Origin of the sequence: Streptomyces sp. McG3 (assembly GCF_018619185.1) — a bacterium.
Taxonomy (GTDB): domain Bacteria; phylum Actinomycetota; class Actinomycetes; order Streptomycetales; family Streptomycetaceae; genus Streptomyces.
Genome location: NZ_JAAXYC010000031.1, coordinates 11,355 through 36,643, shown reverse-complemented (window position 1 = coordinate 36,643; position 25,289 = coordinate 11,355). Strand labels below are relative to the sequence as shown.

General features: G+C 69.8%; 26 protein-coding genes and 2 pseudogenes. 26 read left to right on the top strand and 2 right to left on the bottom strand.

Features of this window, described 5'->3' with window-relative positions; genetic code table 11:
* Positions 1 to 50 precede the first annotated feature (50 nt).
* Positions 51 to 839, bottom strand: coding sequence for a DUF5677 domain-containing protein (locus HET64_RS08095; RefSeq protein WP_215103368.1), 789 nt, complete (start codon positions 837 to 839; stop codon positions 51 to 53).
* A gap of 174 nt (positions 840 to 1,013) precedes the next feature.
* Between HET64_RS08095 and HET64_RS08090 the strand changes: the two genes are divergently transcribed.
* The gene (locus tag HET64_RS08090; protein WP_215103374.1) at positions 1,014 to 1,949 is read left to right on the top strand and encodes a DUF5655 domain-containing protein; all 936 of its coding nucleotides are present in this window, start codon (positions 1,014 to 1,016) and stop codon (positions 1,947 to 1,949) included.
* A 97-nt stretch (positions 1,950 to 2,046) separates the two neighbouring features.
* Here the strand turns inward: HET64_RS08090 and HET64_RS08085 are convergent, their stop codons facing one another.
* Positions 2,047 to 2,793, bottom strand: coding sequence for a DNA methyltransferase (locus HET64_RS08085; RefSeq protein WP_215103367.1), 747 nt, complete (start codon positions 2,791 to 2,793; stop codon positions 2,047 to 2,049).
* Between the two features lie 578 nt (positions 2,794 to 3,371).
* Between HET64_RS08085 and HET64_RS08080 the strand changes: the two genes are divergently transcribed.
* From HET64_RS08080 to HET64_RS07960, 25 genes and pseudogenes are all read left to right on the top strand, one after another.
* The gene (locus HET64_RS08080) at positions 3,372 to 4,499 is read left to right on the top strand and encodes a C40 family peptidase (RefSeq protein ID WP_215103366.1); all 1,128 of its coding nucleotides are present in this window, start codon (positions 3,372 to 3,374) and stop codon (positions 4,497 to 4,499) included.
* A gap of 91 nt (positions 4,500 to 4,590) precedes the next feature.
* Positions 4,591 to 4,899 (top strand): DUF6112 family protein, encoded by a 309-nt coding sequence (locus HET64_RS08075; RefSeq protein WP_030578070.1) that lies wholly within the window; start codon positions 4,591 to 4,593, stop codon positions 4,897 to 4,899.
* On the top strand, positions 4,899 to 5,585 hold the full coding sequence (locus HET64_RS08070; RefSeq protein ID WP_215103365.1) for a hypothetical protein: 687 nt from the start codon (positions 4,899 to 4,901) through the stop codon (positions 5,583 to 5,585). The genes HET64_RS08075 and HET64_RS08070 overlap by 1 nt, the downstream gene beginning before the upstream one ends.
* 27 nt (positions 5,586 to 5,612) lie before the next feature.
* Entirely contained in the window at positions 5,613 to 6,995 is a 1,383-nt protein-coding gene (locus HET64_RS08065; protein WP_215103364.1) for a type IV secretion system protein, read from the top strand.
* Between the two features lie 144 nt (positions 6,996 to 7,139).
* Positions 7,140 to 8,612, top strand: a complete 1,473-nt coding sequence (locus tag HET64_RS08060; protein WP_215103363.1) for an SCO6880 family protein — start codon at positions 7,140 to 7,142, stop codon at positions 8,610 to 8,612.
* A gap of 36 nt (positions 8,613 to 8,648) precedes the next feature.
* Entirely contained in the window at positions 8,649 to 9,101 is a 453-nt protein-coding gene (locus HET64_RS08055; RefSeq protein WP_215103362.1) for a DUF6238 family protein, read from the top strand.
* A gap of 25 nt (positions 9,102 to 9,126) precedes the next feature.
* A complete protein-coding gene (locus HET64_RS08050) occupies positions 9,127 to 10,632 on the top strand; it encodes an ATP-binding protein (protein ID WP_215103361.1) in 1,506 nt (501 codons plus the stop codon).
* 338 nt (positions 10,633 to 10,970) lie between these two features.
* A complete protein-coding gene (locus HET64_RS08045) occupies positions 10,971 to 11,603 on the top strand; it encodes a hypothetical protein (RefSeq protein WP_215103360.1) in 633 nt (210 codons plus the stop codon).
* A 133-nt stretch (positions 11,604 to 11,736) separates the two neighbouring features.
* Positions 11,737 to 12,888, top strand: a complete 1,152-nt coding sequence (locus tag HET64_RS38875) for a hypothetical protein (RefSeq protein ID WP_251144961.1) — start codon at positions 11,737 to 11,739, stop codon at positions 12,886 to 12,888.
* Positions 12,889 to 12,982: 94 nt separating this feature from the next.
* A complete protein-coding gene (locus HET64_RS08030) occupies positions 12,983 to 13,750 on the top strand; it encodes a hypothetical protein (protein ID WP_215103358.1) in 768 nt (255 codons plus the stop codon).
* 26 nt (positions 13,751 to 13,776) lie between these two features.
* The gene (locus tag HET64_RS08025; protein ID WP_215103357.1) at positions 13,777 to 14,274 is read left to right on the top strand and encodes a hypothetical protein; all 498 of its coding nucleotides are present in this window, start codon (positions 13,777 to 13,779) and stop codon (positions 14,272 to 14,274) included.
* Positions 14,275 to 14,478: 204 nt separating this feature from the next.
* Positions 14,479 to 15,753 (top strand): hypothetical protein, encoded by a 1,275-nt coding sequence (locus HET64_RS38870; RefSeq protein WP_251144960.1) that lies wholly within the window; start codon positions 14,479 to 14,481, stop codon positions 15,751 to 15,753.
* An 89-nt stretch (positions 15,754 to 15,842) separates the two neighbouring features.
* Positions 15,843 to 16,166 carry a hypothetical protein gene (locus tag HET64_RS38865; RefSeq protein ID WP_251144959.1) on the top strand — a complete coding sequence of 108 codons (324 nt, stop codon included), beginning with the start codon at positions 15,843 to 15,845 and terminating at the stop codon, positions 16,164 to 16,166.
* Positions 16,167 to 16,211: 45 nt separating this feature from the next.
* The gene (locus tag HET64_RS38860) at positions 16,212 to 16,535 is read left to right on the top strand and encodes a hypothetical protein (RefSeq protein WP_251144958.1); all 324 of its coding nucleotides are present in this window, start codon (positions 16,212 to 16,214) and stop codon (positions 16,533 to 16,535) included.
* 95 nt (positions 16,536 to 16,630) lie between these two features.
* Positions 16,631 to 18,416, top strand: a pseudogene (locus HET64_RS08005) (type IV secretory system conjugative DNA transfer family protein).
* A 227-nt stretch (positions 18,417 to 18,643) separates the two neighbouring features.
* Positions 18,644 to 18,901 carry a hypothetical protein gene (locus HET64_RS08000; protein ID WP_308369905.1) on the top strand — a complete coding sequence of 86 codons (258 nt, stop codon included), beginning with the start codon at positions 18,644 to 18,646 and terminating at the stop codon, positions 18,899 to 18,901.
* On the top strand, positions 18,898 to 20,067 hold the full coding sequence (locus tag HET64_RS07995; protein ID WP_215103355.1) for a DnaB-like helicase N-terminal domain-containing protein: 1,170 nt from the start codon (positions 18,898 to 18,900) through the stop codon (positions 20,065 to 20,067). Before HET64_RS08000 ends, HET64_RS07995 begins: the two co-directional genes overlap by 4 nt.
* A 40-nt stretch (positions 20,068 to 20,107) precedes the next feature.
* The gene (locus HET64_RS07990; protein ID WP_215103354.1) at positions 20,108 to 20,689 is read left to right on the top strand and encodes a hypothetical protein; all 582 of its coding nucleotides are present in this window, start codon (positions 20,108 to 20,110) and stop codon (positions 20,687 to 20,689) included.
* 1 nt (position 20,690) lies between these two features.
* Positions 20,691 to 20,873 (top strand): annotated as a pseudogene (locus tag HET64_RS38855) (DNA cytosine methyltransferase); the annotation flags it as partial.
* Positions 20,874 to 20,994: 121 nt separating this feature from the next.
* Positions 20,995 to 21,891: a DNA cytosine methyltransferase gene (locus HET64_RS07985; RefSeq protein ID WP_374105546.1), complete on the top strand. Its 897-nt coding sequence runs from the start codon at positions 20,995 to 20,997 to the stop codon at positions 21,889 to 21,891.
* 93 nt (positions 21,892 to 21,984) lie between these two features.
* Positions 21,985 to 22,584, top strand: coding sequence for a DUF4913 domain-containing protein (locus tag HET64_RS07980; protein WP_215103353.1), 600 nt, complete (start codon positions 21,985 to 21,987; stop codon positions 22,582 to 22,584).
* Positions 22,581 to 23,348 (top strand): glycosyl hydrolase, encoded by a 768-nt coding sequence (locus HET64_RS07975; RefSeq protein ID WP_215103352.1) that lies wholly within the window; start codon positions 22,581 to 22,583, stop codon positions 23,346 to 23,348. The genes HET64_RS07980 and HET64_RS07975 overlap by 4 nt, the downstream gene beginning before the upstream one ends.
* Positions 23,345 to 23,815: a hypothetical protein gene (locus HET64_RS07970; RefSeq protein ID WP_215103351.1), complete on the top strand. Its 471-nt coding sequence runs from the start codon at positions 23,345 to 23,347 to the stop codon at positions 23,813 to 23,815. Before HET64_RS07975 ends, HET64_RS07970 begins: the two co-directional genes overlap by 4 nt.
* The gene (locus HET64_RS07965; RefSeq protein WP_215103350.1) at positions 23,812 to 24,474 is read left to right on the top strand and encodes a hypothetical protein; all 663 of its coding nucleotides are present in this window, start codon (positions 23,812 to 23,814) and stop codon (positions 24,472 to 24,474) included. Before HET64_RS07970 ends, HET64_RS07965 begins: the two co-directional genes overlap by 4 nt.
* Entirely contained in the window at positions 24,471 to 25,271 is an 801-nt protein-coding gene (locus HET64_RS07960) for a large ATP-binding protein (protein WP_215103349.1), read from the top strand. The genes HET64_RS07965 and HET64_RS07960 overlap by 4 nt, the downstream gene beginning before the upstream one ends.
* Positions 25,272 to 25,289: the final 18 nt, after the last annotated feature.

The following is a 25,289-nucleotide window of genomic DNA, read 5'->3' as shown; positions in this document are numbered from 1 at the left end:
GGCCGCGCCAGACCGAAGGGCTACGCAAGGGAATGCCCTGCCGGCCGGGCCTACGGGCGCGGGGCAGCACAGGACTTACGACGGGGCCGCAGATCACCAGAGATCCCCAGGTCGCCCATCGCCTTCTCCAGTAACTTCCTCATCGGGTCGCCCTTGATCGTCGGCCCTATCGCCTGTGCTGCGGTGAACACGGAGACCGCCATGTACACCTGATCGGTCAGGCTGTCCTCGGTAGCTTCGGCTGTGAACCCGACGCGCCCATCGGCCCCAACCGTGATGAAGGCGTTCGCCGTCTGAGCAGAGGTGTGGGCGTATGCGCTGTGCATCCGGTACAGCGGGTAGGCCATCGGAACGTTGTACGCGGCAACCATGTTGGCGAAGGACGTGATCTCACCCACCAGTTTCTGGTGCCAGCGGCGCTCCTCCGAGGTCTCAAAGACTCGAAGGACGACTGGGCGAGGAGACTCGGGGAGCGGATACTTGATCTCCACCAGGTTGTTGGTGAAGGACTGCTGCTGTTTTTCCAGGTAGGTGTGGACCGCCTGAACGGCGGCGGGACCGTTGTCGACGAGCCAGCTCATCGCGAAGGCGTGGGCGAAGAGGTTACGCGCCAACGGCTTGACCTCAACCGTGAAGCCCTGTCGGTACAGGTGAATCATCGCTGCAGCCGTACTGTGGGTGAACAGCCACCAGCCCATGAGGAGCGGGAAGATCTCCCTATGCTCCTCCAGCGTCATCACCTCGTCGCTGAGCACTTCGTTGGCACTGTCGAGAAAGCTGGGCAGCACCGTATCGACACGGCGCGCACACTGCCGGTTGGCGCCGAACTTGTACGTCATGACTCTGACGGTACGGACCGAACAGCCGGACCACCGCCGAATTTCGATTCCGCGGAGGTGGCGCTGGCGTCCTCGGGGCTTTCCGAAGCCAGTTCACGCGAGTCGACCGCAGGCGGAATATCGAGCGCGTTCGTTTGATTGGTTCCCTTGCAGAGATCGCGGGAGGGGGCGCTGGTGGCCGAGCTGATGTTGTTCCGGCAGGGCGTGGACGGGCGGGACGTAAAGCTGACCGGATCGACGGTGGCACTGGAGGTGGAGCTGCAGCGGCGGGTCGAAACCGGTCTGGAGCAGATGCTCGGTATCCGGTTCCTGGCGTCGGAGTACACGACCGGGCCGTGGCACCGGGGGCGGATCGACACGCTGGGGCTGGACGAAAACGGTGCCCCGGTGGTGATCGAGTTCAAGAAGGGCTCCGACAGCGGGGTGCTGTCGCAGGCCGTCTCCTACCTGTCCTGGCTGGACTCGGCGCACCACGAGTTCGAGGCGCTCGTCCGGAGGGTGCTGGGCGCGGAGGCCGCCGAGTCGATCGACTGGCGTCGACCGCGGATGGTCTGCATCGCGGCCGAGTTCTCCCACCACGATCGCGTGGCCGTGCAGCGACTGCCCGAGCGGATCGACCTGGTGCGCTACCGCGTCTTCGACGGCGGCCTGCTGAGCCTGCTGCTCGTCGACTCCTCGCCCGGCTCCCCGAACCCCGCTGCGTCCCGGCGGCACCGGGAGCGGGAGGCCGCAGTCGTCAACGCGCCGACGGTGCCGGTAGATCCAGCGCCGGGAAGCGCCAGCCTCGTCCCGGAGTGCCTGCGGGACCTGTACACGGAGCTGGACGACGCCCTAACGGCATGGGGCGAGGTCGAGGTGGCGGCCCTGCGGCATTACATCGCCTACCGGCGGCTGGTGAACGTGGCGTCGGTGCTGTTCCGTCCGAGGCACGAGGTGATCCTGGTCTACCTCAGACTCGACCCAGGCTCGGTCGTGCTGGAGGAGGGCTTCTCCAGGGACATGCGCGGCATCGGGCACCTGGGGACCGGGGACGTGGAGCTGCGACTCGCGTCGGCGGGTGACCTGGAGAGGGCAACGCCGTTGATCCGGAAGGCGTTCGAGGCGGCCTGACGTAAAGAGAAGGCCGGCTGGAGCATCGGTTCTCGATGCTTCAGCCGCCCTTCGGCGTCTGCGGCCCGTTGGCCCCAGGCTCTCTTCGCTCTCATGATCATGCCTCCGGTCCGGCCAGGGCGACGTCGTCCTGGGTCAGCTCGGCGTGGAGCCGCTGCTCGGCCACGTCGGCGTAGTGCGAGGACAGTTCGACGCCCACGAAGCGGCGGCCTTCGCGCAGGGCCGCGACGCCTGTGGAGCCGCTGCCGGTGAACGGGTCGAGCACCGTTCCGCCTTCGCGGCAGATCTGTACGAGCTGCTGCATGACCTCGACCGGCTTCTGGGTGATGTGCACCCTGCCCTTGCGGGGCTGGGACGCGATGAAGTGGCCGGGCAGGTAGAGGTCCCGGCCCTTGGCGAGACTGCCCTTGACTCCCCAGGTGATGAATTCGGCGGACTGCTTGAACCCGCCCTTGCGGGGCCGGCTGGCGGGCTTGATCCACGGGATAGTTCCGCTCCAGGTCCACCCCGCCATCTGCAGAGCGTCGGACGTCGTCGGTTCCTGGCGCCAGTCCGAGAAGACGACGGCGACCGCGTGCTCGGTCGATGCCCGGTATGCCTCGGTCAGCAGCTCGGTCAGCCAGGAGCGGTACGAGCGCTGATCACGGTTCTCGCCGGGGAAGGTGGCGAGGTCGTGCGCCGAGTTGCTGGTGACGTACTTGGCTCGCGCCGTACGACCGGTGCGCTCGGAGCTGGTTCGGCCGCCGCTGTTGTACGGGGGGTCGGTGATGACGGCGTCGACGCTCTCGTCCGGGAGGGTCTTCATCACGGTGAGGGCGTCGCCTCGGTGCAGCGTGTAGCTCATGTGGAGGGCCTCTTTCAGGGCATGACGGGGCTGTTTCCGCTCCGGACAGTGCGCAACGGCGTTCGTCTCGGGCGGGGTTGTTCCGGAGGTTAGCCGTGATCTCCGGCCGGGCCTAACGAGGTGTGCCGTGCTGCGGCGCCGGGTCCGGGAGTCGTTTGGTGCGGCCGGATTCCCGGTCTACTGTCTCGCCGTGTCACCGGGACGAAGCCTCGTTTCATCCCGGCTGACCTGTGCTTATCCGTGTTATCTCGTCCTATCGAGCACCCCGGGGTGGCACGCTTTCCCCTCGTTCCACGCGCTGTCAGGAGGCCAGGTGTATCGCCTGAGATTACGAGCGCGGCTGGCTGCCGCGCTTGACCGGAGACCGGTGTCCGGGAGCTACCAACTCCCGTGACCCGGGCCCGCCCTGAGAGGCGGACGCACATCGGCGCGGTGCCGACGGCTTTGCACGAGAAGTCGGCACCGCGCCTCCTACGAACACGAGGAGCCGCTGCGATGCAGCATGCCCTGATACGCCCGCACCCCTCCACGCACACATCTCTCGGCGTACCCCGCCCCGCTGTTGACCGGCGGTCGCGATGAAGAAGGCCCTGGGAGCCGTCGCCGGTCTCTGCGCCACCGGATCCCTGCTGGCCCTACCGCTCCTCGGCTACGCCGCCAGCAACGCCTCAGCGGCCACCTGCCCCGTCGGCGGTGAGCAGTCGGTGGACAGTACGGCCGTCGCCAAGCAGGTGAAGGCGATTCTGGACGGGGGCGAGAAGGACTCGGTGTCCGTGCCGGGCCTGGACGCGCCCGCCGAGCAGATCCCCAACGCCAAGACCATCCAGGCCACCGGCGTCGCGATGAACATCCCTCCCCGGGGGCAGGTCGTTGCCCTGGCCACCGCTCTGCAGGAGAGCGGCCTGCGGAACTTGAACTACGGCGACCGTGACTCATTGGGGCTTTTCCAGCAACGCCCGTCCCAGGGCTGGGGCTCGGCGACCGAGGTCCTCGACCCGGTCCACGCGAGCACCAAGTTCTACGAGGGGCTCAAGAAGGTCTCGGGTTGGGAATCCCTGTCCGTGACCCAGGCCGCCCAGGCAGTGCAGCTGAGCGGTTACCCCGAGGCGTACGCGAAGTGGGAGCCCCTGGCGACCGCTCTGCAGCGCGCGATCGAGCCTCTGCTCACGAAAGGCGACGACGCGTCGTCCGCGCCCTCCGGCCCCGGAGGAGTTCCGGCCGCTGCGGGGGCCTGTACGACCGGTGCGGACGGGACCGACTTCGGAACCATCCCGCCCGGGTCGGTACCCGACGAGTACCAGATCCCGGCGGACGCTCCGGCCAAGGTCCAGACGGCGATCCGCTGGGCTCTGGGCCAGCTCGGCACCCCGTACCAGTGGGGTGGGAGCTGCGCTGATTCGCACGGCAAGGATCCGATGGGCCGGTGCGACTGCTCGTCCTTGATGCAGGGCGCCTACAAGGCCGCCGGGGTCTCCCTCACGCGGACGACCTACACGCAGGTCAAGGAAGGCAAGCCGGTAGCGGTCGGCTCCGTACGGGCGGGGGACCTCCTGTTCACCGAGGGGTCCGCCGCCACGCCGGAGCACGTCGGCATGGCGATTGGCCACGGGCTGATCGTGCACGCGCCGAAGACCGGTGACGTCGTGCGCATCACGACCCTCGCCTCCTGGAAGCCGCAGATCCTCGCGGCCCGCCGCGTCGTCTGACCCGGCCTCTCCTCTCCTCTCTTCCTCTCTTCTCGCGCCGCTGCTCCACCTCTCGGGCTTCGGCGTGCACTAAATCGAACTGGAGTTCGCTATGTACTTGGCCGACAAGGTCATCCAACTCGCCTACGACCCCGGCATCAAGCCGAACGAGGGCGGGCTCCCCGGCCTTTCCGTCCTCAAGCAGGTGATGGGCTCCATCAACCTCTTCGGCCTCGTCGCCATCGTCGGCGCGCTCGCCGTCAGCGCGGGCGTCTGGGCCTGGGGCCATCACAGTGGTGGGCACCAGGCGGAGGCGAACGGAAAGAAGGGCGTGCTGGTCAGCTCTGGAGCTGCCCTCCTGTTGGGGGCGGCGAACGGGATCGTTGCTTTCTTCAGCACGCTGGGAACGCAGGTCCGCTGATGCCTGCCCACTCCTCCAACCCCGGCGGCGCATCTCGCGTGCGCCGCCGGGCGCTGCTCGGCACCGCCGTCCTGGTGGTGCTCGTCGCCCTCGCCGGCCTGCTCGCCTTCCTCACGCGCGACGCCAGGGCCCCCTCCACGCCCGCACCACACAGCAGTTCGACGACACCGCGTCCTTCCGGCGCGGTGCCATCGGCATCGCCGCCTCCGCACGCAAATCACCGGCCTCTGCCTCGACCGCCGAAGACGCACGACCCGATCGCCTACGGGAAGGCGGCGGCAGCGGCGCTGTGGTCGTACGACACCCGGGCCTACTCCCAGCAGGCGCTGCTGTCCGCGCTGCGCGGGTGGATGACCGGAGAGAAGAAGTACGTCGACACCGCATCGGTCGCCAAGCTCGTCCCGTCGCCCGTGCTCTGGAAGCAGATGGCGAACAACGGTCAGCGCGCCAAGGGGGTCGTGAACGAGGGGCACTTCCCCGACTCGTTCACCCGGGCTCTCCAGGACGATCCCGGCGCGATCACGCAGACCTACCTGTACGCCGTGACGGTCTCCGGCAAGCAGTCGATCGCGTGGAAAGGCTCCCCGGCCGGAGGCGCGGAGAGCCGCGTCACCACCCTCGCGGTCCAGTGCCGCCCCTCCTCTCCCTGCACGCTGGCCGGTGTTCTGCCGGCCGTCGCGCCCTGATCCCACCCTCAGAAAGGAGGTATCGCCATGGGAGTCTGCGACTTTCCGCTGATGGACAAGGTCTGCGGAGCCGTCGATTTCGCCAGCAACCCCGCCGGGGCCGTCACCGACGGCATCGGGGCGTGGATCGCGAAGTCCGCGGGTGAACTCGCGGCGAGCGCGGCGGATCTCGCCGCCGACGCCGTGAACTCGACCACCGCGATCGACCTCAACGCGCAGTGGTTCAGGACCAACTACGAACTACTACTTCCGATCGGCCTCGCGCTCACCGTCGGCTTCTTCTGCATCGCCTTGGTGTCCGCCGCCTGGAGGCGGGACGAGCGCGCCTTGGCGCAGGCTGCGGTCGGCACGATGACCGGCGTCCTGTTCAGCTTCTGCGCCGTCGCCTTCACATCCGTCGCGATCACGGTCGTCGACGTGCTGTCCGACGGCCTGTTCCAAGCAGCGAACACCTCGGTGGACGACGCCATCCGCCGCATCATCAACGTGCAGCAACTCGGAGCGATGTACGGCCTTGGCTGGGGCGTCCCGTCCCTGGTCGCCTTCGGCTGTGCCATCGGCGCGTTCATGTACTGGTGCGTGATGGTCGCGCGGAAAGTCGGGGTGCTGATCCTGGTCTCCCTGGCGGTCTTCGCCGGGGCTGGCGGCGGCTGGGAGGTGGCGAAGCGCTGGCGTCGCGGCTGGATCGAGGCCACCGCAACGCTCGTCGTATCCAAGCTCCTGATGACCGTGGTCTTCCTCATCGGCGTCTCGGCGATGGGCAAGGCCGACTCCCAGGACGGCATGGCCGCTCTCTCCGACGCACTGGCCGGACTCGTCGTCATGATCTTGGTATTGCTCTGCCCCTACGCGACGTACAAGTTCATTCACTGGGCCAGCGACGGCGGCAGCAACGACGATCTGCACCGCACCGGCGTCGCCGGAGTGGCGGTTGCCGCAGGCGCCGCGAAGACGGCCGGCACCCTCGCGATGCAGGCCGGCACCGGCACCCCCGCCCCTCAGGGGCCCAGCGAGGTTCCCGGCGCGGGGAGCGACGGTGTCACCTCCGGCATCAACCCCACCGGCGGGAATCTGAGCAAGGAGGGCATCGACTCCGGACCGCCGAAGGCACGGACGAACTTCCGGTACGGCGAGAACCCGGACGCGTCCGGTGACAAGGGACGGGCCCTCATCCAGCGGCCCGGCATCCCTCCGCTGATCAACCGGCCCGGCGGCACGGAAAACGCCGAAGGCGAGGACGGCTCCGCAGCCCAGCCCGCTGCGGTCCCGATCCCGGGCGGGAGCATGCCACGCGTCGGCTCGGCCTCCCCGGGCGGCCCCGGGTCTCCGCCCCCGACCGGCGCCGGTCCGTCGCCCACCGGGTCCGAGACGAACTGGGTCTTCCCGACCCATCCGCCGTCCGGATCCTGACCCACCACGAGTACGGGGGCGGGCTGCCACCCAGCAGTCCGCCCCCGCCTCCCCCGATCACCACCGAAGGAGCCCTGCCATGACCTCCAGAAGAGCGCCGCGCCCTCCGCCCTGCCGCACTCGCACCCACTGTCTGGACCCGCCATGTCTGCCCGATCCCAGGCCGAAACAGCCTCGGCCACCGTCAAGTTCCCGCACCGCAGTCGCCGAGGCGTGCTGCTCGGCCTGACCGTCCCCCAGCTCATCGTCGCCGGGCTCACCGGGCTGCTGCTGCTCGCCGTGATCATGACCCGTGGCGTCGTCGGCGCACTCCAGCTCATCCCGCTGTGGAGCGCCATCGCCCTGCTCGTGTTCGTCCGCAAGCGCGGTCGGTCCCTGGCCGACTGGACGCCGATCGTCCTCCGGTACGCGCTGCGCCGGATGCGGGGCCAGTTGATCTGGCTCGCCCGCCCGTCCCGACGTCCCGTACGCGAGGGGCACCTCAATCTGCCGGGCACCTCCGCCAGCCTACGTGTGGTCACCGCGCCCGACCGGCGGTACGGCGCCGTGCACGACCCCCACACCGGTTCGCTGACCGCCGTCGTCAAGGTCTCCTCCCGCGCCTACGCGCTCCTGGACCCGGGCACGCAGAACGCGAACGTCGCCGGTTGGGGCCGGGCGCTCGCCGCGCTGGCCCGTACCGGGCACGTCGCCCGCATCCAGGTCGTCGAGCGTACGGTCCCCGACAGCGGCGACGCCCTTCGCCGGTACTGGGAGGAACACGGCCGGCCCGACACCCCGCTCGCGGGCCCGATCTACACCGAGCTGATCCAGAGCGCAGGCCCCACCGCCGCGCCGCACGAGGCGTACGTCGCCATCAGCCTGGACGCCAAGGCCGCCCAGCGGCTGATCAACCGGGCTGGCGGCGGCCTCACCGGCAGCTTCAGCGTCCTGGCCCAGCTGACGTCGACCTTCGAACAGGCCGCGCGGACCGCCGGACTCAACCCCACCGGCTGGCTCACTGCCCACGAGATAGCAGCCGTCGTGCGCACGGCGTACGACCCCAAGGCCCTGCCCGCGCTGGACCGCTGGTCCGCCTCCGGCCGACCCGAGGCCGAGCCCGCTGCCGCAGGCCCCGTCGTGGTCGTGGAGAAGGGCGACCACATCGTCTCCGACTCCGCGTTCCACTCCACCTACTGGGTGGAGAACTGGCCCCGCACCACCGTCGGAGCCGGGTTCCTGCACCAGCTCCTGTTCACGGCAGGCGTGCGCCGCACGCTCTCGCTCGCCTACGAGCCGGTGAGCGTGGACGCCGCCCTGCGCGATATCCAGCGCAAGAAGGCGAGCGTGGTCGCGGACGCCGCCGAGCGCGCGCGGCGTGGCCAGGTGGAATCCGAGGCGGACGCGATCGAGTACCAGGACATCCAGGCGCGTGAGCGTCAACTCATCGCCGGCCACGCGGATGTGGCCCTGACGGGTCTGCTGACCGTCTCCGCCGACTCCGAAGAGGAGCTGCGCTCCGACTGCGCGGTGGTGGAAACCGCGGCGGTCGGCGCCGGACTCGACCTGCGTCCGCTCACCTGGCAGCAGGCCAGCGCCTTCACCGCTGCTGCGATGCCACTCGCGCTCGCGGCCTGACGCCCGCGCCTCCCCGCGTCCGGAAAGAGCACCCTCATGTCCCGTAACCCTGCCCCGCCCGCGCAGGACTTCGTACCCTTCGCGACCGCCGCGCTCGACTTCCACCGAGCGCTCAACCTCCCCGCCGGCCCGCTCGTCGCGTCCCGGGACGAGCTGGACGCCCTACACGCCCACCTCGTGTCCCTGCACGGGCTGCTCGACGCGCACACATCACGCACCGGGCCCCTCGTACCGGTCGCAGGCGATCACCTCCACAGTGCGCGCACCCGCATCTGGCAGGCCGCCGACCACATCCACAGCGCCTACCACGCTTCCCCCCGGCCCGGCTCCGGCGACCTTCCCGCACGGGAAGCATGCCGCCCCGGACTGCCCAAAGGCGCTCCGGAACTCACCATCTGCCAGCGCCACCAGCGAACCGCCCGCCTCGTACGGCGCCACTCCACCCCCGCCGATCTGCGCGCGCCGTTCACCGGCCAGATCCGCCACTGACCACTCACCCCCCGGAGAAACGTTCATGCCCAGGACCCGCGCCAGCGCCTCCCACCTGTTCGTCCCCCGCAAGGCATCCCGCGCCCAACAGCGCGCGGCCCGTGCCGGTTTCGCCGCCGCCCGCCGCCAGGCACAACTGGCCGGGGCGCCGCCCAAGCACCGCAAGGAGGCCGCCCTCGACCCGGAGCTGCGACCGGTCTACCCGGCGTCGGGGCGACCCGGACCTGCCTCGGCGCGCGGTAGCAAGCTGCGGCTGCCCGCTCACCGGATGACGACCGCCACGGTCAGCGGCGCCTACCCGTTCCTCGCCGAGGGCGGCCTCGGCTCGTCCGGGATCTTCATCGGCAGGGACGTGCACGCGGAGGGCGCCTTCTGTTACGACCCTTTTGCCCTGTACAACAGCGGGCGGATCGAGGGCTTCACCAACCCCAACGCGGTGTTGGCGGGAATCATCGGCATGGGGAAGTCGGCGCTGGCGAAGTCCATCGCGACGCGCGCCATCGCCCACGGATACAAGATCTACGTACCCAGCGACCCGAAGGGCGAATGGTCGAACGTGGCACAGGCTCTCGGCGGCCACACCATCGCCCTGGGACCGGGGCTCCCCGGACGTCTCAATCCTCTGGATGCCCCGGCGCGGCCCGCGTCGGTGACCGAAGAGGACTGGTCCGCCGAAGTACGCAAACGGCGTCTCGCGCTGCTGGCCAGCCTTGCCCGTACCGTGCTGAACCGCGATCTGCTGCCGATGGAGCACACGGCCCTCGACCTCGGCCTGGACCTGGTCGTCGCCGAGGCCAAGGTTCGCGGCACGGTGCCGCTCCTCGGCGGCATCGCCGATGTCATGGGCTCGCCGGACCGCCTCGACCGCGGCTTCGGCAGCCCCGCCGGCGGGATGGGTCACGCAGCTCAGGACCTTGCCCACGCCCTGCGTCGGCTCGTGCATGGAGACCTCAGCGGGATGTTCGACGCCCCCTCGACCGTCGCCTTCGACCCGACGACGCCGATGCTCTCGATCGACCTCTCCCGGCTCGGTAACTCAGGCGACGACACCGGTCTGGTTCTGGCGATGACCTGCGCCAGCGCCTGGATGGAGTCCGCTCTCGCAGACCCTGGCGGCGGCCGACGCTGGGTGATCTACGACGAAGGATGGCGCGTCCTGAAGCACATCGCGCTGCTGGAACGGATGCAGAGCCAGTGGAAGCTCAGTCGAGGGCTCGGCATCGCGAACTTGCTGGTCATCCACCGGCTTTCCGACCTGCTCAGCGCGGGCGACGCCGGATCGCGCGGCCGGGTACTGGCCGAGGGGCTCCTCGCGGACTGCAGCACACGCATCATCTACCGGCAGGAGAGCGATCAACTAGTAGCGGCAGCAGCACTGTTGGGGCTTACTGGAGTAGAAACCCAGGCCGTCTCCTCCCTCACCAAGGGCAGGGGCCTGTGGAAGGTCGCCGGTCGGAGCTTCGTCACCCAACACCTCCTCCACCCTTCCGAACGCGAACTCTTCGACACTGACGCACGCATGTCGGGATAGCTCAACCGCTGCTAGCCGCAGTCGAGTTGCCTGCCTTCACGGATCGCCTGCTTCCCGAGACGGGCTGCACCCCTGCGGTGATTCTCAGTGTCAGCGAACCGCCGGACGACTGGAAAGGCCGGCCCAGCCCAGCTCACCACCGGGCCGCCGTGCCGAAGCCCGCGTTCGGACGCGGTTCCGCCGGGACGCAGAGGAACCCGTCGGCGTCCACCCGCCGCCATCCCCCTTCGCTGCCGCATTCGCGGTGGCGCCGCCACCGGAACCAAGGACTCAACGTGCCCACCTCGTCCAGCTCTCCCTCACCTAACGAAGATCAGTCACAGGCAGGCAACGACCACATGGCGTGGCGGCAACACGTCCCGGCACTGGCCTCCGCTTCTGCCGGTATCAAGCAGGCAGAAGACGCCTGGGACACCGTCTCGGACTACTTCTGCGACCACGACGGTTGGCCGGTGGACGAGAAGGGCTACGCGGACGGCAAGGTCGTACGCGACGCCCAGGCGTGGAAACACGTCGAGGTCTTCCTCGCTCACGGTCCCGAGGTATTGGCCGGGGTCCGAGCTGCTGCTACTGGTGCCGATTACCTCGGGGGGCCGATCAGCGAGGACCTCCGGCGCCTGAGCAGCATCGACGCCGCCTTGAAGCGCGCCGGACAGATCCAGCGCGAGTGGGATGACGTCATGACGATCATGGACGGCTCCCTCCCCGGCACTCGGGCGCTCTACGAGGGCCGGGCCCAGGAGATCCGGAACGCCGAGGGCTGGCACGACGCGCACGAGCTGTCGCTGCACGGCCCGGCGCTGGTGCGGGCCGCTGAATACGTGACCTCTCGGCCGGAACCCGAGCAGCCCTCGCAGACCGAGCGGGCGCGGGTGGCGCTCAAGCGATCGGCCTCCGGCACCAGCACAGCTCCACCAACCCCGCCCCCTGTGCCTCCGGCGTCGCCGACGCCTCCCCATCGGTCCCGCTGACGCCACTACCACCGCATGCCGGCTCGGCCAAACCTGCCGATCTCCGGATCCTCATAACACCGGTACCCATACACGTGCCCCTCACGTTGACCCGTGTCGTCGACTCTGGGGCGCTCAGCCACGGAGACCATCGATGCCCCCCGATCAGCCCCTGGTTACCCTCCAACGGGAGGGCGCGCGTGTCACCGCGCGTACAAGCGGGCCCGCTGCCTCACGGGCGCCGGACAGCGACCCGGAGCAGAAACGCGGGTACGGGCACCTCACCTCCCCCCTTCGGCAACGCGGCCTGGTCTGCACCGTCGAGTACGGCCTCAGCGACTACTTCGTCCATGCCTCGCTTCCAGACGGCAGCGACGTGATCATCTCGCCGCCGCAGGAACCGTCCAGCGAGCACCCACCCGGGTATCCCGAGAGCTGGCTCGTCACCCGCCACCGCAGCGATGAGCCAGCAGCCTACGAAGTGATCTACGACTCGGAGCCGGACGGCCCGCACGCCCGGCACCGCGGCGACGTCACAAGGTTGCTGGCCGCCGTCGACACCCGTCTGGATCAGCTCGGCGTACCTCCACGACCGACGCCGAAACGGTTCGCTCACGACATCGCCGCCGACGCGGTGCTCCACCGCGTGGGCTTCGTCCCCGCTGTCGAGTTCGGCGGTGGGCACTACCACCGGCTGCCCTCTGCCATGACCGACCCGGAGGAGCAGCGGCTGGTGGTGACCCGGGCCTTCGACATGCTGCGGGCCGACGGCTTCGATATCTCGTGCGACCCTGACCTGCTGGAACACGAGATGCCTCCCCCCTTGATCCCGGAGACGAGCCTCGGCGACCGCCTCGGGTTTCTGGCCAAACACATCCAGGCGTCGACGCATACGCGCGACATGGTCGCCAACCTGAGCGAAGTGACCGCCCCGGGCGACGGCGTTCTTCAGCGGGTCGTAGAGATCCTCGACACGACGGCCGAGTGGTGGGAAGGGTTCGGCGAACCAGCCGATCACCGCTACGCACAGCGTCTGCGTACCATCGCTGAGAGCCTTGACTCCTACGCGATCGAGCTGCGCGCGATACGCGGCGATCTGGCCGACCGCCATGCCGTGCGCCCCGGGAAGAACCGGGTCCGCGAGAACCAGGTCGCTGCGTCGACGCCTGCGTCACCACGGGTACGTGCTGCTCTCGCGCCCTCGCCGACGGCTGCGCAGCGTTGTGCTTCCTCGGCACTCCCTGCCACGGCGGCGGCCGTTCGCCCCGTACCTCCGGCCCGCCCCTCGTCCGCCCCCGGTCGCTGATCGCCTCCCTTCTCGGAGTCCTCCGTGCCTCGTACCACCAGAGCCATCCCGGACCTGGCCCCTGCCCTGCACGCCCACACCGGATGGATCAACCATGCCCACCCATTACCAATCACTTCCCGATGTCGCCTTCGGTCACCACCCTGACCACGGCATCGTCGCCGCGAACCCGAAGCAACTCGTCTCCACCGCGTGGATGTTGGTTCGGTTCGACTTCCACCCCGTACCGGACCAGCCGACGCTGTACGCACTGGCTGATCAGCAGCGTGACGGACCGGGGCGTACCTCCCGGGCAGTCACGCTGCTGCGCGAGGCCGGCTACCAGGTCGACGTGGACGCCGCGTACGACCCCTCGCTGGCGTCCCGTGCCAATTCCACCCGTGGCCGGGCCCCGCGCGCAGATCCCGAGGTGGCGTTCGCCGAGCATCCGCAGCTCGGCATCGTTGCGGCCACCAGCGACCACTCCTCGGCGCTCGGCGGCCAGCTCATCCTGGAGGAGCACGGCTGGCGGCTGGACCCGAATCTGGACATCTACACGCTGCCCGTCACCGCCGACCGCACCGAGTCCGTGCAGAAGGTCGCCAGCGCCACGGTGGCGATGCAGCGGTCCGGTCTCCAGGTCGCTGTTCATCCCCGCCTCGCCCACGACGCGGCGCTGCGCCGCGCTCCCGCGCCCACGAGCGCCGAGCGCCTCCTCCCCGGTCAGGGCGCCACGCCCAACAAATCTCGCAACGCCGCCGCGCTCGCAGCGAGCCCAGCGCGCTCGGGCCTCCGGGACAAGGCGCCGACTCCCGCCGTCGCTGCCTCCGGAGCTTCGGGTCGCCCCGTCGCCCCGCGCATCGCGTTCTCCCGAAATCGCTAACTCACCTTCCGTAAGGAGCAGTTCTCATGGCTGTGAAGACCATCTGGCCCATCACCCACTCGTGCGGCCACCACACCGAGCGCGACCTGTCCGGCCGGGCGGCCGATCGCCGCGCGGGCTTCGCCGAATGGCTCGCCGAGCAGGAGTGCACGGACTGCTGGCGGGCCGCCAAGGAGCGGGACGGGCAGGACAAGGCGGCCTGGCTGGAGGCCAAGCGAGCCGAAGAGCAGGCCGAGTCGGAAGCCTGGTCGGAGCAGTACCGGATGCCTCCGCTGGAGGGTACCGAGCGGGCCGTCGCCTGGGGCGTGCGCTGTCGTCACCAGATCCTCGCCGCTGCCTACACCGCCCTGGTCCTCGAAGGGGAAACCGATGAGAGGGAGTGGGAGGCGATCGAGGAGGCCGCGCGCTTCGTCACTCGCGCCGGTTGGTGGATCGACCAGCGCTCCTCCGAGCCCGGAGACCTCGCCGAGCTGCTCCAGGCCGCCACCGAGGACGACCGGCCGACGGAGAACCCTCACTTCTGACGACCCCGCCTCCGCTCCTCGACACGTACCAGCGGCAGCCAGGCGCACTCGAACGTGTCGCCTCACGTGGCCCCGATGCCTCGGGATAGGCGGCGGCATCTACCAGCGAGCTCCGGCCGGTCCAAATCGCGGATTCTGCGGATCCTCTTCGTCTGACGACCCGAACACCCGGCTCGTGTCCACTACTCCTTCGAGGTAGACGCCGTGATCGCACACCTGCAGCGTGCCAGCAACACCGTGGGGCTGCTCTCGTACCTGTACGGTCCGGGCGAACGTGGCGACCACGTCAGCCCTTGGCTGATCGCGGGCGAAGGTCACGGAGCCCCGATCGAACTGCTTGCCGAGCCCGGCTCGCTGCCCTACTTGGCGCACGCCCTCGACGCACCCGTCGAACGGCTCGGTACTCGTGTACCCGCGCAGCCGACGTGGGTCTGCTCGGTTCGCTCCGATCCTCGACAGCCGGACCTCACCGACTCGCAGTGGGCCGCTGTCGCCCGGCGCTTGGTGGACGTCACCGGGATCGCTCCGGAAGGTGATCCGGATGCCTGTCGGTGGATCGCCGTACGTAACCGGCCACGGCAGGTGCACGTCGTGGCCACCATCGCTCGCGAGGACGGAAGCCTCCACAACGGCTATCGCGACGCCTTCCGTCTGCAATCCGAGTGCCATCTTCTCGCCGCCGAGCTGGGCCACCTGCCCATCGCTCCGCAATCGACGCCCGGCACCCAGGAGACCCGCATGCCTTCCCCCTCCATCACCATCACCGCCGAGCCCAGCGGCAGCGTCTCGGCCAAGGGCGCCAGCGACGACCTGTCCGCCACACTCCTCAAGCACGCCGGCTTCCAGCAGATCGACGACTGGTACGGCCGACGTCACCGCCTCCCCACCACTACCCCGACCGATGACCGGGCGGCCATCGCCACCCACGCTGCCGAGATGCTCCGCGCCGCTCGCTACGGTGTCGACCTCGACCCCGCCCTGGACACCACCAAGGCGTTCACCTCGGCGAATCTGCTCGGGCCCTACGCCGCCGGAGCAGAACTCCGCCGGCTCACCGAACAGATCAGGTCCGCCGAGACCGGCGCCGACCTGAAGCAGGCTCTCGACCACCTCCTCGATCCCGAGCACGGCGCGCTGGAGCGCATCCGGGAGGCGCTGGAGGCGGCAGGCGAGCAGATCACCGATCTCGACGATGAGGCGTTCCAGCTCGCCGACCGGTTCGGCTTCGCCGAGGACTTCGTCCACTCGGCCATGTCGGAACTCGTTGATTCGGACGACGAGTTGCTCGGTGTCGGCCGTGCGCAACAGCCCTCGGACCAGGCGCAGACGCGCTCTCGATGGCTCCCCCAGTTCCGAGGCGCCGCCGTCGCCGCTTCGCCTGCAGCGGCCAAGGCTCAGGTCTCCGCGTCTCCCGACTCTCGATCGACGCAGCCCAGCGCGGCCAGCCTCCCGCCGCGCGCGCCAGGCCCCCGACTGTGACTCAGGTCGTCCTGGCCGCCGCCAGCCGCCGACCCGTCGCGCGCCCGCAGTCGACTCGCCCGTCCACGACCACTACCCAGGAGGGCAACATGCCCGAGCACTACGCCAGCATCGGCGAGGCCGTCGGCGCTGCCATGCAGCACAACATCCGGCTCGCCCGGCGCAGCGAGGCGCCCGGCTCCGACAGCCCACTGCAGGCCCGGCACCTGCCCAGCGCTTCCGCCGATCCGTACTCCGTCCGCGGAATGATCTCTCGTCTTCACGAGGACGCCACGCCCGGTGAAGTGGCCGGGATCATCGAGGAGATCAATGGCGCGCTGGTCGGGGCTCTGCCTGAACTGACCGAACTCGTCGCCGCTGCCGCCGACTGGACCCGTGACCGCCTGGAGTTTCCCGCCGACCCTGAGGTCTAGCACCCCACTTGGGAGACCTGGAAGGTACTGGCCGCCGCCCACGAGATGCTCCGCGACGTCCACGAGGAGTTCGCGGTCGCTGCGGACGGGGTCGCCGCGTGCCCGGCCGAGCGGGCAGACCTCCGGCATCACGAGAAGGTCCGCACCCTGCGGAGCCGGGAACTGCTCGACGACGTCTTCGGTGCCGGCTCGGTCGCCCCGGACCTGGTCGCTCGCACCACCGAGGGGAATCTCGATCCCGAGGTCCGGCGGCAGGCAGTCGCCCTCCAGGTCTCGCCAGTCGCGGCCAAGGCCGGTGTCGAGACCAGTGCCCCGGCGCCCGCCACGCCGCCCCCGCCCACGGCACGGCCTGCCAGTCACCAGCGCTGAAACGTTCCCCTCCGGCCGTCAAGGAGCAGACCCGTGAACGACAAGAGAGCCGAGCGCGCCCCGCCATCGCCCGCTCGCATCCTCAAGGAACCGCCGTGCCCCCACGTACCAGTGCGCCCTCGACCACCACCGGGTCGGACGCGCTCCTCTACCTCCTCTTCGGCGTCCTCGGCGCCGCCATATCCTTCGGCTCCCTCGCCTGGCTGACCGGCAACGTCACCAACTCCCTTGTCGGCACCGGACCGTGGATCCCGTTCCGCGCGACGGACGCCCTGCTGCACCCCGAGATGCTGTGGCCGACCCTGAGCACCACCGCGCTGCTGGTCGGCGCCCGCCTCGTCCCCGGCCTGATCACCCTGGCCCTGGCCACCACCGGCCTCGTGCTATGGATGCGCTGGCGCTCCGGCTCCAGGACCGGCCTCGTCCGGAAGGGCGAGCTGGCGCCGCTGCTGGACAAGGAGAGCACCGCGAAGGCGAAGAGCCTCCGCCCCTCCCTCAGCGACCGGGAGCGTAAAAGAGGTCGCGCCCGCCGACCGCGGCATCCTGCTCGGCACCCTCGACCCCGGTCGGGCCGAGGTCCGGGCTTCCTGGGAGGACGTGATCGTCGCGATCATGGCTCCCCGAAGCGGGAAGACATCCGGACTGGCGATCCCCGCAATTCTCTCGGCTCCCGGCCCGGTCCTGCTCACCAGTAACAAGGCCGCGAACGACGCCTTCACCGCGACGGTGGACGCCCGCGCCGAGGTCGGCACCGTCTGGACCCTCGATCCGCAACAGATCGCGCACCACCCGCGCGATATGTGGTGGGACATCCTGGCCGACGCCCGCGACCTGGCTGGGGCGAAACGCTTGGCCGGGCACTTCGTCTCCGCGAGCGTGGACGAGTCGTCGGGCTCCGACTTCTGGTCCACCGCCGCGAGCAACACCCTCGGCGCGCTGTTCCTGGCCGCCGCCAGCCACCGGCGGCCGATCACCGACGTCCTGGCCTGGCTCGCCACCCCGGCCGACCGCACCCCGGTGGACCTGCTCACCGACGCCGGCCACGACGCGGTCGCCGCCCAGCTCCAGGGCACCGTCTCCGGCGCAACCGAAACCCGCGACGGCATCTTCGAGACCGCGAGGCAGTACGCGAGCTGCCTGCTCGACCTGGATGTCGCCGCCTGGGTCACGCCGAACGAGGACCTCCCCGAGTTCAAGCCCTTCGCCTTCGCCACGTCTCGCGACACGCTGTACCTCCTCAGCAAGGACGGCGGCGGAAGCGCGAGCGCGATCATCGCGGCGGCGGCCGACGCCGTCATGCGCGCGGCGGTCATCGTCGCCGAGCGCTCCGGCGGACGGCTCGACCCGCCTGCTCTGTGCGTCCTCGACGAGGCCGCGAACGTCTGCCGCATCTCCGATCTCCCCGATCTCTACAGTCACTTGGGCAGCCGGGGCGTGATCCCGATGACGATCTTGCAGAGTTATCGGCAGGGCCAGCGGTGCTGGGGCGAGGCCGGGATGGACGCCCTGTACTCCGCCGCCACCGTCAAGATCATCGGTTCGGGCATTGATGACGCCGACTTCGCCGATCGTCTCAGTCGGCAGGTCGGTGACCACGACGTCCAGACCACCTCGGTGTCGACCAGCGAGGGTGGCAAGTCCACCTCGGTGAGCATGCGTACCGAGCGGATCCTGCCGCCCGACGCGATCCGCGCCCTCCCGAAGGGCAAGGTGCTGCTGCTGGCCACCGGGATCCGCGTCGCCATGCTCAACCTCAGGCCCTGGTACAAGGAGCCCTCCGCCAAGGTCGTCGGGCCGGCCTCCGCCCGTGCCACGAAGGCGATCACCGAGCGAGCCCTCGCCAAGACCATCGGCCACGACGACTTCGAGCTGTCGGCATGATCGCCCCGTCCCCGAGGCGCTTCTGCATAGCAGCCGGCGGCCTCTGGATCAGGCACCGATCGACCGGGGCACTGTCCACGAGCGTTCGGGGCGACGGTCGACGTCTTCGACGCCGTCGCGGACGCCACCCCGGAGAACGGCGAGCCGGACCGCTGTTCCCTGCCGATCCCGGCGCCCTCGTCCAGGCAGTCGGGCGCCCCCACCTCCCCGCGTTCTGGAGTCCCATCGTGTCCTCGCGCAGTAACTACTCCTCCGTGCCCTTCTCCGTGCCTCGCTCCGGACGGCTCGCCGGGTCGCCGGCCGTACGGCGTGACGGCAAGTGGTGCCTAGTCGTCGGTTCGGGTTCGGTCATCGCTACCGATCCGGCCTTCACCGGCGAGCTGGACCGCTTCGCCGCGTTGATGGCCGCCGCCGACCAGTCGGTCGCCATTCTGCGCACCGCGCAGGGCGATCCGCTGGCTTCTCGTAGCCGAGGGCGACGATGAACCCGCTGTTGCGGGCGGAGCAGGCAGTCCTCGGCTCGGTACTGCTCGACCCGAACCAGCTCGCGCACCTGGACTGGCTCGCGCCCGATCACTTCGACCGTCCGGTTCACCGGGCCTTGTTCACCGCGCTGCGGAAGCTCCGACACGACGGTCACCCGGCGGCAGCGGCTGATGGTCCGGTGCCTCTGTCGTGGGTGACCGACTCCGTCGTCGAGGCCGACCGTCACGTCCGAGGGCTGACCGCGGTGTACGCCCACACCCTGGTCTCGGCCTGCCCGCGTCCCGAGCATGCTCCGGTGTACGGCCGCATGGTGCTGGAGGGTGCGATCCACCGGACCGTTGCCGAGCACGCGATCCGTCTCCACCAGGCGGCTCGGGCCGACGTCCTGCGGGGAGAGGCCGAGGGTGCGCTGCGGTCGGCGGATGTCCTGGCCGGGGTGCTCACCGATCTCGCGCGGCGCTGGGGTACCGAACCGCGTCCGGTCGCGCCGCCTGCCCCGCCGACCACCGTTCCGACCACGCCGACGGTTCAGGCCGACCAGGTTGCCGAGGACGAGCGTTTCCTGCTCGCCGTCCTCGCCGAGCAGCCGAAGGGCATGGAGGAGGTGGTGGGCTGGTTGCGGCCGGGGGACTTCGCCGACCCGGGTCACGGGCAGCTCTACCGGTGTCTCGGTGCCCTGCACCACCGGGGCGAGCCCATCGACCGGATCACCCTGCTCTGGGAAGCCCAGCGGCGGGGCCTTCTGGCGGACGGCACGCTGTCGGGCGAGCAGCTCACCGCGATCTGCGACGGCGTAGGCCCCGGCAGCGCGGAATGGCTGGGTGAACGGGTCATGCGGTCCTCCGTGACCCGCACCGCAGCCGCTTCCGCCCGCGCCGTCCGAGCCTTGGCCCAGGTCGAGGCCCTGGGCCCCGGGCCACTGATCAACCACGCGCTCTACGCGCTCGGTCCGCTCGACGAGGTGCGCACCCGCTGGCAGTTGGCGACCGGCGACCCGTCTCCGGCGCCGAAGGCCCCAGTTCCTTCGGACAACGTGCCTCGCCCCGCCCAGGTGCAGGCCGCCCTCGCCCGCAGCTCACCAAGCCTTCCCTCGCCGCCCTCGGCGCTATCCCGAGGTGCGCCCAGGTCAGCCGCCGTACGACCACGGTCCCTCGGCCCCAGCTGAAGCCTCCCCCGTACGTCACTCCTCTCCACTGGACCTCATCGTGAACACCACACCTGTATCCGACGCCCGAGCCTTGCGCTCCGCAGCCGAGAACTTCGACGCTCTACGCGGCAAGCTCCCGATCCCCGGAGATCCTCTCCGCGGACCGGACAGCGTGACGGTCGCCAAGCAGATCTCGGAACTCGGCAAGAGGATCACCGCCCTGGGCGACGAGATCCTCTTCCGCACCGCGTCTCCGGACCTGGACGATCACACGGCCAGGGTCGTCATGGGCTTCGCCGTCGCTGTGGAGCCCGCCGGGGAGGTGGCTTCCGCGCTCGGCTCGGTGGCGCACCAGCTCTCCTTCCTTGAGCGAACCGAGCACCTGCGCGACCAGCCCGACGCGATGGATGCGCGCGAAGCGGCAACGCTGGTGATAGGTGACGCGCTCGGTCTGGCGGACGCGTCCCTCCGGGACGCCTCCTACTCCCTTTACGCTGCGGCGGCAGCGGCGTCGCCTCCGTCCCGGCAGCTCCGGGCCGCCCGCAGCCGGTCCACGACCGCGGCCCCGCTTCCCGCCGCAGCTCCCTCCACCGTTCCACCGGCGGCTGCTGCCTCGAGCCGGACCGCACGGGGGCGGTGACATGCGGACCGCCATCGTGCACCCTCCGCTCATCGGGTCGCTCTGCTCGGGGTACGGAGGGCTGGACCTGGGCGTGCAGTCCGCCCTCGGCGGGACGCTGGCCTGGCACGCCGAGGTTGATCCGAACGCCTCGCGCATCCTGGCCCGCCACTGGCCGGGCGTCCCGAACCTGGGCGACATCACAGCCGTCGACTGGTCCCTCGTTCCCCGGGTGTGTGTCCTGACGGCCGGCTTCCCCTGTCAAAGACGTCTCGGTCGCCGGCCGTCGGGCCGGTCTCAACGCCCAGACCCGCTCCGGGCTCTGGCTGCACGTCGCCCGTGCGGTCGAGGCCCTCCGTCCCTGCCTGGTTGTGATCGAGAATGTGCGCGGCCTCCTCACCTCCCCCGCCGGTTCCCCTGGCGACGTGGAATTCTGCCCGTGGTGTCTGGGAGACACCGCAGGTCAGCCTCCTCTGCGGGCACTCGGTGCCGTACTCGGATCCCTGGCCGACCTCGGGTACGACGCGAAGTGGCTCGTGCTTCGTGCCTCCGACGTCGGGGCCCCGCACCGCCGCGAGCGGACCTTCCTCGCCGCCTGGCCCACCGGAGACCCTGCTGAAGACGCCGACCAGCAACATCGGGAAGAACGGCGGCTCGCAGCATCCGTCGAAGCGGAAGAGCGGGGGGCACGGTCCGAACCTGGCCGACGAGGTCGAGTGGCTGCTGTTGCCGACCCCGAAGGCGTCGGACGGAATCAAGGGCTCGCCGAACCAGCGGCACGGCAACGGGGACATGACCCTGCCCAGTGCGGCGGCGTCGCTGCTGCCCACGCCGAGGGCCAGCGACACGGGGACTCCGGGCCGCCGCCCGGGGAAGGGGTGGCGTCCTCCCTTGTCGGCGGTGGTCCTGCCGCTCTGGACGGAGGAGTCGACGGAGTCCGCGGAGCGGACCGGCGATGGGGGCCGTACGCAGCAGCGATCACCCGATGGGAGATGCTCACCCGTCCCGTCCCCGAGCCCACCGATGCGGCCGGTCGGCTCCGTGCCGACTTCGTGGAATGGCTGCAGGGCCTCGACGACGGCTGGGTCACCGCCACGCCGGGACTCGGACGACCGGCGCAGCTCACCGCGCTCGGCAACGGCGTCGTCCCTCAACAAGCGAATCGGGCAATGCAGTTGATGGCACCGCCCTTCCCTCGCTGTCCTCGCTGCGCGGGCGGATAGCCCCCTACTACCGGACTTTTCCGGCCGCGCCAAACCGCGGATTCTCCGGATCCTCTCGGGCACGTCGCCGTCTCACAGATGGAGCACGCCCCGATGTCCGACACCAGCCCGACCACCCCCGGCCCCGAGCCGTTCCGCATCCCCGACGGGGATCTCGACGACCTTGCCAGCACCCTCGCCAAGACCATGGCCGAGGTCAGGCAGCACGGCGCCCTCCTCGACCGCCTCGGCTCCGACCCCGTACCCGTTGCCAGCCAGCACACGGATGACGTTCCGGAAGCCGAGGCGGCCGACGCCGCGCAGGGGGAGGGCCCCGCCTCGGTGTTCATCCTCGCCCTGGGCGGGGAAGCGTACGCCGCCGAACTCACCGCACTCAGCGACTGGGTGAACTACCTCCTCCTCCCCGTCTACGGCCGAGAGATCAGCTCCTCCCGTCCGTGGTGCGCGCGGTGGGACGAACACCCGGAGGCCGTCGCCCGGCTGCACGCGCTCTGGCTCGCGTGGCAGCAGCTCACTGATACCGAGGCCGGCCTGTCAGGTCCTTCGACCTGGCACCGCGACCACCTGGACCAGGCGCTGGTCCACCTCCGGGCCCCCGACGGCCCCTTCGCCGCGTGTACGACGAGCCCGACCCGGCCGAACCACCGAGTGCTGGTCACCCCGGCGCCCGAACAGTCGGAAGCGACGGAATGAGCACGGAACTCGACTTTCACCTCGACGATCTTGCACCCGCCGACGCTGACTCCGAGTACGCGGAGCAGCAGTTCTGGTCAGGCGACCTGAGGGTCCTGACCGAGCACCACACTGCTCCTCACGGCTCGCACTCTTACGTCGTCGCTCACGACGGGTCGGTCACGTGGGGTGTCCCCGGCGAGCCGCAGGTAGCCGCGATCAAGGTGGCGCGGGATCTCAGCCTCAACACGTTCACCATGGAGACGGCCTACCACGCCACGGTCCCCTTCGCCCAGAACTGGTTGATCGAGCACGGCTGCCCACCCGAGCAGATAACCGAAGTAGGCGCTGGATTCTCCACTCCCGCCGACGATCTCACCGTTCGTATCGAGGCACAGATCCGGGAGTCAGGCGCGCGGTACGAGGTCATCGAGAGCCAAACCTCGGACTACGACCCGTGCGAAGCATGGACGTTGACCCGTGACGGTGAGGCCGCTCAGGCACCCGTTCGCCTCTTCCTCGAAGAGGGGGACTCCAACGCCCACACGTACACGCTGCGCGAGGGTGCCTTCCCCGATGAGGAGACCGCTCTCCGCTGGCTGGACGACCGCAGCACCCCGCTGCCGCAGCCACCGGAACACCTCGGTGAAGCTGCCGTTCTCCGGACCCGTGCCGCCCTCGCCCGCTCGGCAGGCGGCTCCGAGATACCGAGGACCGCCTCTGGTGCCCACCAGTCCGCGGCAGCCGTACCGGTACAGCGTTCGGTACAGGGGAGGCTGCTGTGAGCGCCCGCTTCGCCTTCGCGGCGCATCCCGACGCCATTGAGGATCTGCGGAACCTTCCCGATCGCATCCGTGATCTGGCGCTGCTGGAGCTGCAGAACCTGGTCCACGGAAGCGACGACTGCCTACCCCTGAAGGGGCGTCTCGCCGGATACCACAAGGTGTACGTGGATCCGTCCGTCGCCTACCGGATGGTCATCCAGTTCCGCCCGGCCCCGCCCAGCTCGAACCACAAACGCGAGGTCTACCTCGTTGCCGCCGGAAGCCGGAAGGACTACGCGGTCTACCGCTCCGCTCACCTCCGTACCGGCCCTGAGCGAGGTACCGAGGCGGACTCCCGTACGGCGGCCCGGGTGCAGGCCGCCCGCGCCCGCTCGCCCCTTGCGAACCAGTCGACGGCTGCTCCGTCGACCTCTCCAACAGCAGTCCAGTCTCCGGCCTCTGCCTCTCGAAAGGCTCCCCAGCGATGACCTCCGATCACGCCCCGCTCACGCGTGCCGAACTGGCGAGCCTGCTCACCGATGCTGCGCACCGCGTCTCCGGGATCCTCACCGCCGACTATCCGACGGCCGCCAGCCGCTCCTACCTGCACCCCGTGCTCGGTGCTCTGTCCGCCGGGCCCCAGGTGATCTGCGAGCTGAACGACCGGCTCGAAGGGTTCGTGGCCGACGACCCGCTCCCCACTACGCCGGCAGGTCTCTTCACCCTGGCCTCGTACGCCTCCGCCCTGGGATGGCTCACCGAGTCCCTGGCCGAGCTGACCGCTTCGGTCGACCGGATCTGCACACGCGTCGGCATCCCCACGGAACCACCGGACCCCGCCTTCTCCGCACCGGCCAGCGTGGAGCAGGGCCATGACTTCAGCTTCAGCGCGCTGGAGTTGGAGGCGATCCGTACTGCGGCCAACGCCGCCGGTCTCGCGCCGGACGACTACGTCGAGGTGCTCTCCGAGTCCTTGCTCGCAGCCTCCCGGATCACCGACGCCTGCATGGAAATCTCCGGCGGCCTTCTCGAAGACGCTACGTACGTCCTCGACGAGGTGACCGACCACGTCCGGCTCGGCGACGGTCCCGACAGCCTTCCTACGCTGGTCCGCTCTCTGCTCGCCCGGATGGAGACGGCCAAGTGAACCCCTACGACCCGAACACCGAGCCCGGTACGCACTTCGTCGCCGACACACTCGGTATCTCGAACGTCAACATGCTCAACGCCACTTATCGCCCTGCCGATCCGCTGTACCGAGCCTCGACTCGGGTGATCGCGTCCGCGTACGAGCTGAACGAGCGACACGACCGGGTGACGGTTGCGGCCAAGGATGCTCTCCGGCTTTTCGAACCCATCGGGCGCGGCGAACTCGGCAGGGCCCGCGTCTCGTACGCGCTCCTGCGGACATCGATTCCGAAGCTCGGAGAACTCCTCACCAAGCAGGGTCGGGCCTACGACCAGCTCATCGACGCCGTCTCCGCGTACCAGCGCCTTCAGCCCGAGCACTCGACGACGAATTCCCACGAGGCCAACCGGGAACAGCGCTCCGGCAGGGACGACGACTGGGCCATCGAGGGCGATCGTCAGCTCAAGGCTCTCGAAGTGGTCGAACTTGGCGGTCTGCGCCTTTGCCGTACCGCGATCGGCGAGGAGCCCTACCTATCTGACGGGACGGGCCGACGCCCGCAGCCGCTTCCTTCAACCGTCCGCCGAATGGTCGCCGACGGGCTACTGCACCAGGACACCAGCGAGAACCCGCACCGGCCAGGACAACTCCTTTCGCTCACGTCCCACGGCGAAGCCGCCCTTCGCGCGGCACGTACGGCGACATCGCGCGTGTCCGCAGCCCTCGGCCGTAGCCACGCCCCGGCGAGCCCCGGGCCCCTCGCCAACTCCGCCGCTCGGCCTGCCACCCCGACGGTGCGCAACCCCGCCCGCTGACCCCTTCCAGAAAGGACG

Coding starts and splice junctions, on each gene's coding strand:
- HET64_RS08095 (WP_215103368.1), bottom strand. CDS start 839: ATGACGTACAAGTTCGGCGCCAACCGGCAGTGTGCGCGCCGTGTCGAT.
- HET64_RS08085 (WP_215103367.1), bottom strand. CDS start 2,793: ATGAGCTACACGCTGCACCGAGGCGACGCCCTCACCGTGATGAAGACC.
- HET64_RS08080 (WP_215103366.1), top strand. CDS start 3,372: ATGAAGAAGGCCCTGGGAGCCGTCGCCGGTCTCTGCGCCACCGGATCC.
- HET64_RS08075 (WP_030578070.1), top strand. CDS start 4,591: ATGTACTTGGCCGACAAGGTCATCCAACTCGCCTACGACCCCGGCATC.
- HET64_RS08070 (WP_215103365.1), top strand. CDS start 4,899: ATGCCTGCCCACTCCTCCAACCCCGGCGGCGCATCTCGCGTGCGCCGC.
- HET64_RS08065 (WP_215103364.1), top strand. CDS start 5,613: ATGGGAGTCTGCGACTTTCCGCTGATGGACAAGGTCTGCGGAGCCGTC.
- HET64_RS08060 (WP_215103363.1), top strand. CDS start 7,140: ATGTCTGCCCGATCCCAGGCCGAAACAGCCTCGGCCACCGTCAAGTTC.
- HET64_RS08055 (WP_215103362.1), top strand. CDS start 8,649: ATGTCCCGTAACCCTGCCCCGCCCGCGCAGGACTTCGTACCCTTCGCG.
- HET64_RS08050 (WP_215103361.1), top strand. CDS start 9,127: ATGCCCAGGACCCGCGCCAGCGCCTCCCACCTGTTCGTCCCCCGCAAG.
- HET64_RS08045 (WP_215103360.1), top strand. CDS start 10,971: ATGGCGTGGCGGCAACACGTCCCGGCACTGGCCTCCGCTTCTGCCGGT.
- HET64_RS38875 (WP_251144961.1), top strand. CDS start 11,737: ATGCCCCCCGATCAGCCCCTGGTTACCCTCCAACGGGAGGGCGCGCGT.
- HET64_RS08030 (WP_215103358.1), top strand. CDS start 12,983: ATGCCCACCCATTACCAATCACTTCCCGATGTCGCCTTCGGTCACCAC.
- HET64_RS08025 (WP_215103357.1), top strand. CDS start 13,777: ATGGCTGTGAAGACCATCTGGCCCATCACCCACTCGTGCGGCCACCAC.
- HET64_RS38865 (WP_251144959.1), top strand. CDS start 15,843: ATGCCCGAGCACTACGCCAGCATCGGCGAGGCCGTCGGCGCTGCCATG.
- HET64_RS38860 (WP_251144958.1), top strand. CDS start 16,212: ATGCTCCGCGACGTCCACGAGGAGTTCGCGGTCGCTGCGGACGGGGTC.
- HET64_RS07995 (WP_215103355.1), top strand. CDS start 18,898: ATGAACCCGCTGTTGCGGGCGGAGCAGGCAGTCCTCGGCTCGGTACTG.
- HET64_RS07980 (WP_215103353.1), top strand. CDS start 21,985: ATGTCCGACACCAGCCCGACCACCCCCGGCCCCGAGCCGTTCCGCATC.
- HET64_RS07975 (WP_215103352.1), top strand. CDS start 22,581: ATGAGCACGGAACTCGACTTTCACCTCGACGATCTTGCACCCGCCGAC.
- HET64_RS07965 (WP_215103350.1), top strand. CDS start 23,812: ATGACCTCCGATCACGCCCCGCTCACGCGTGCCGAACTGGCGAGCCTG.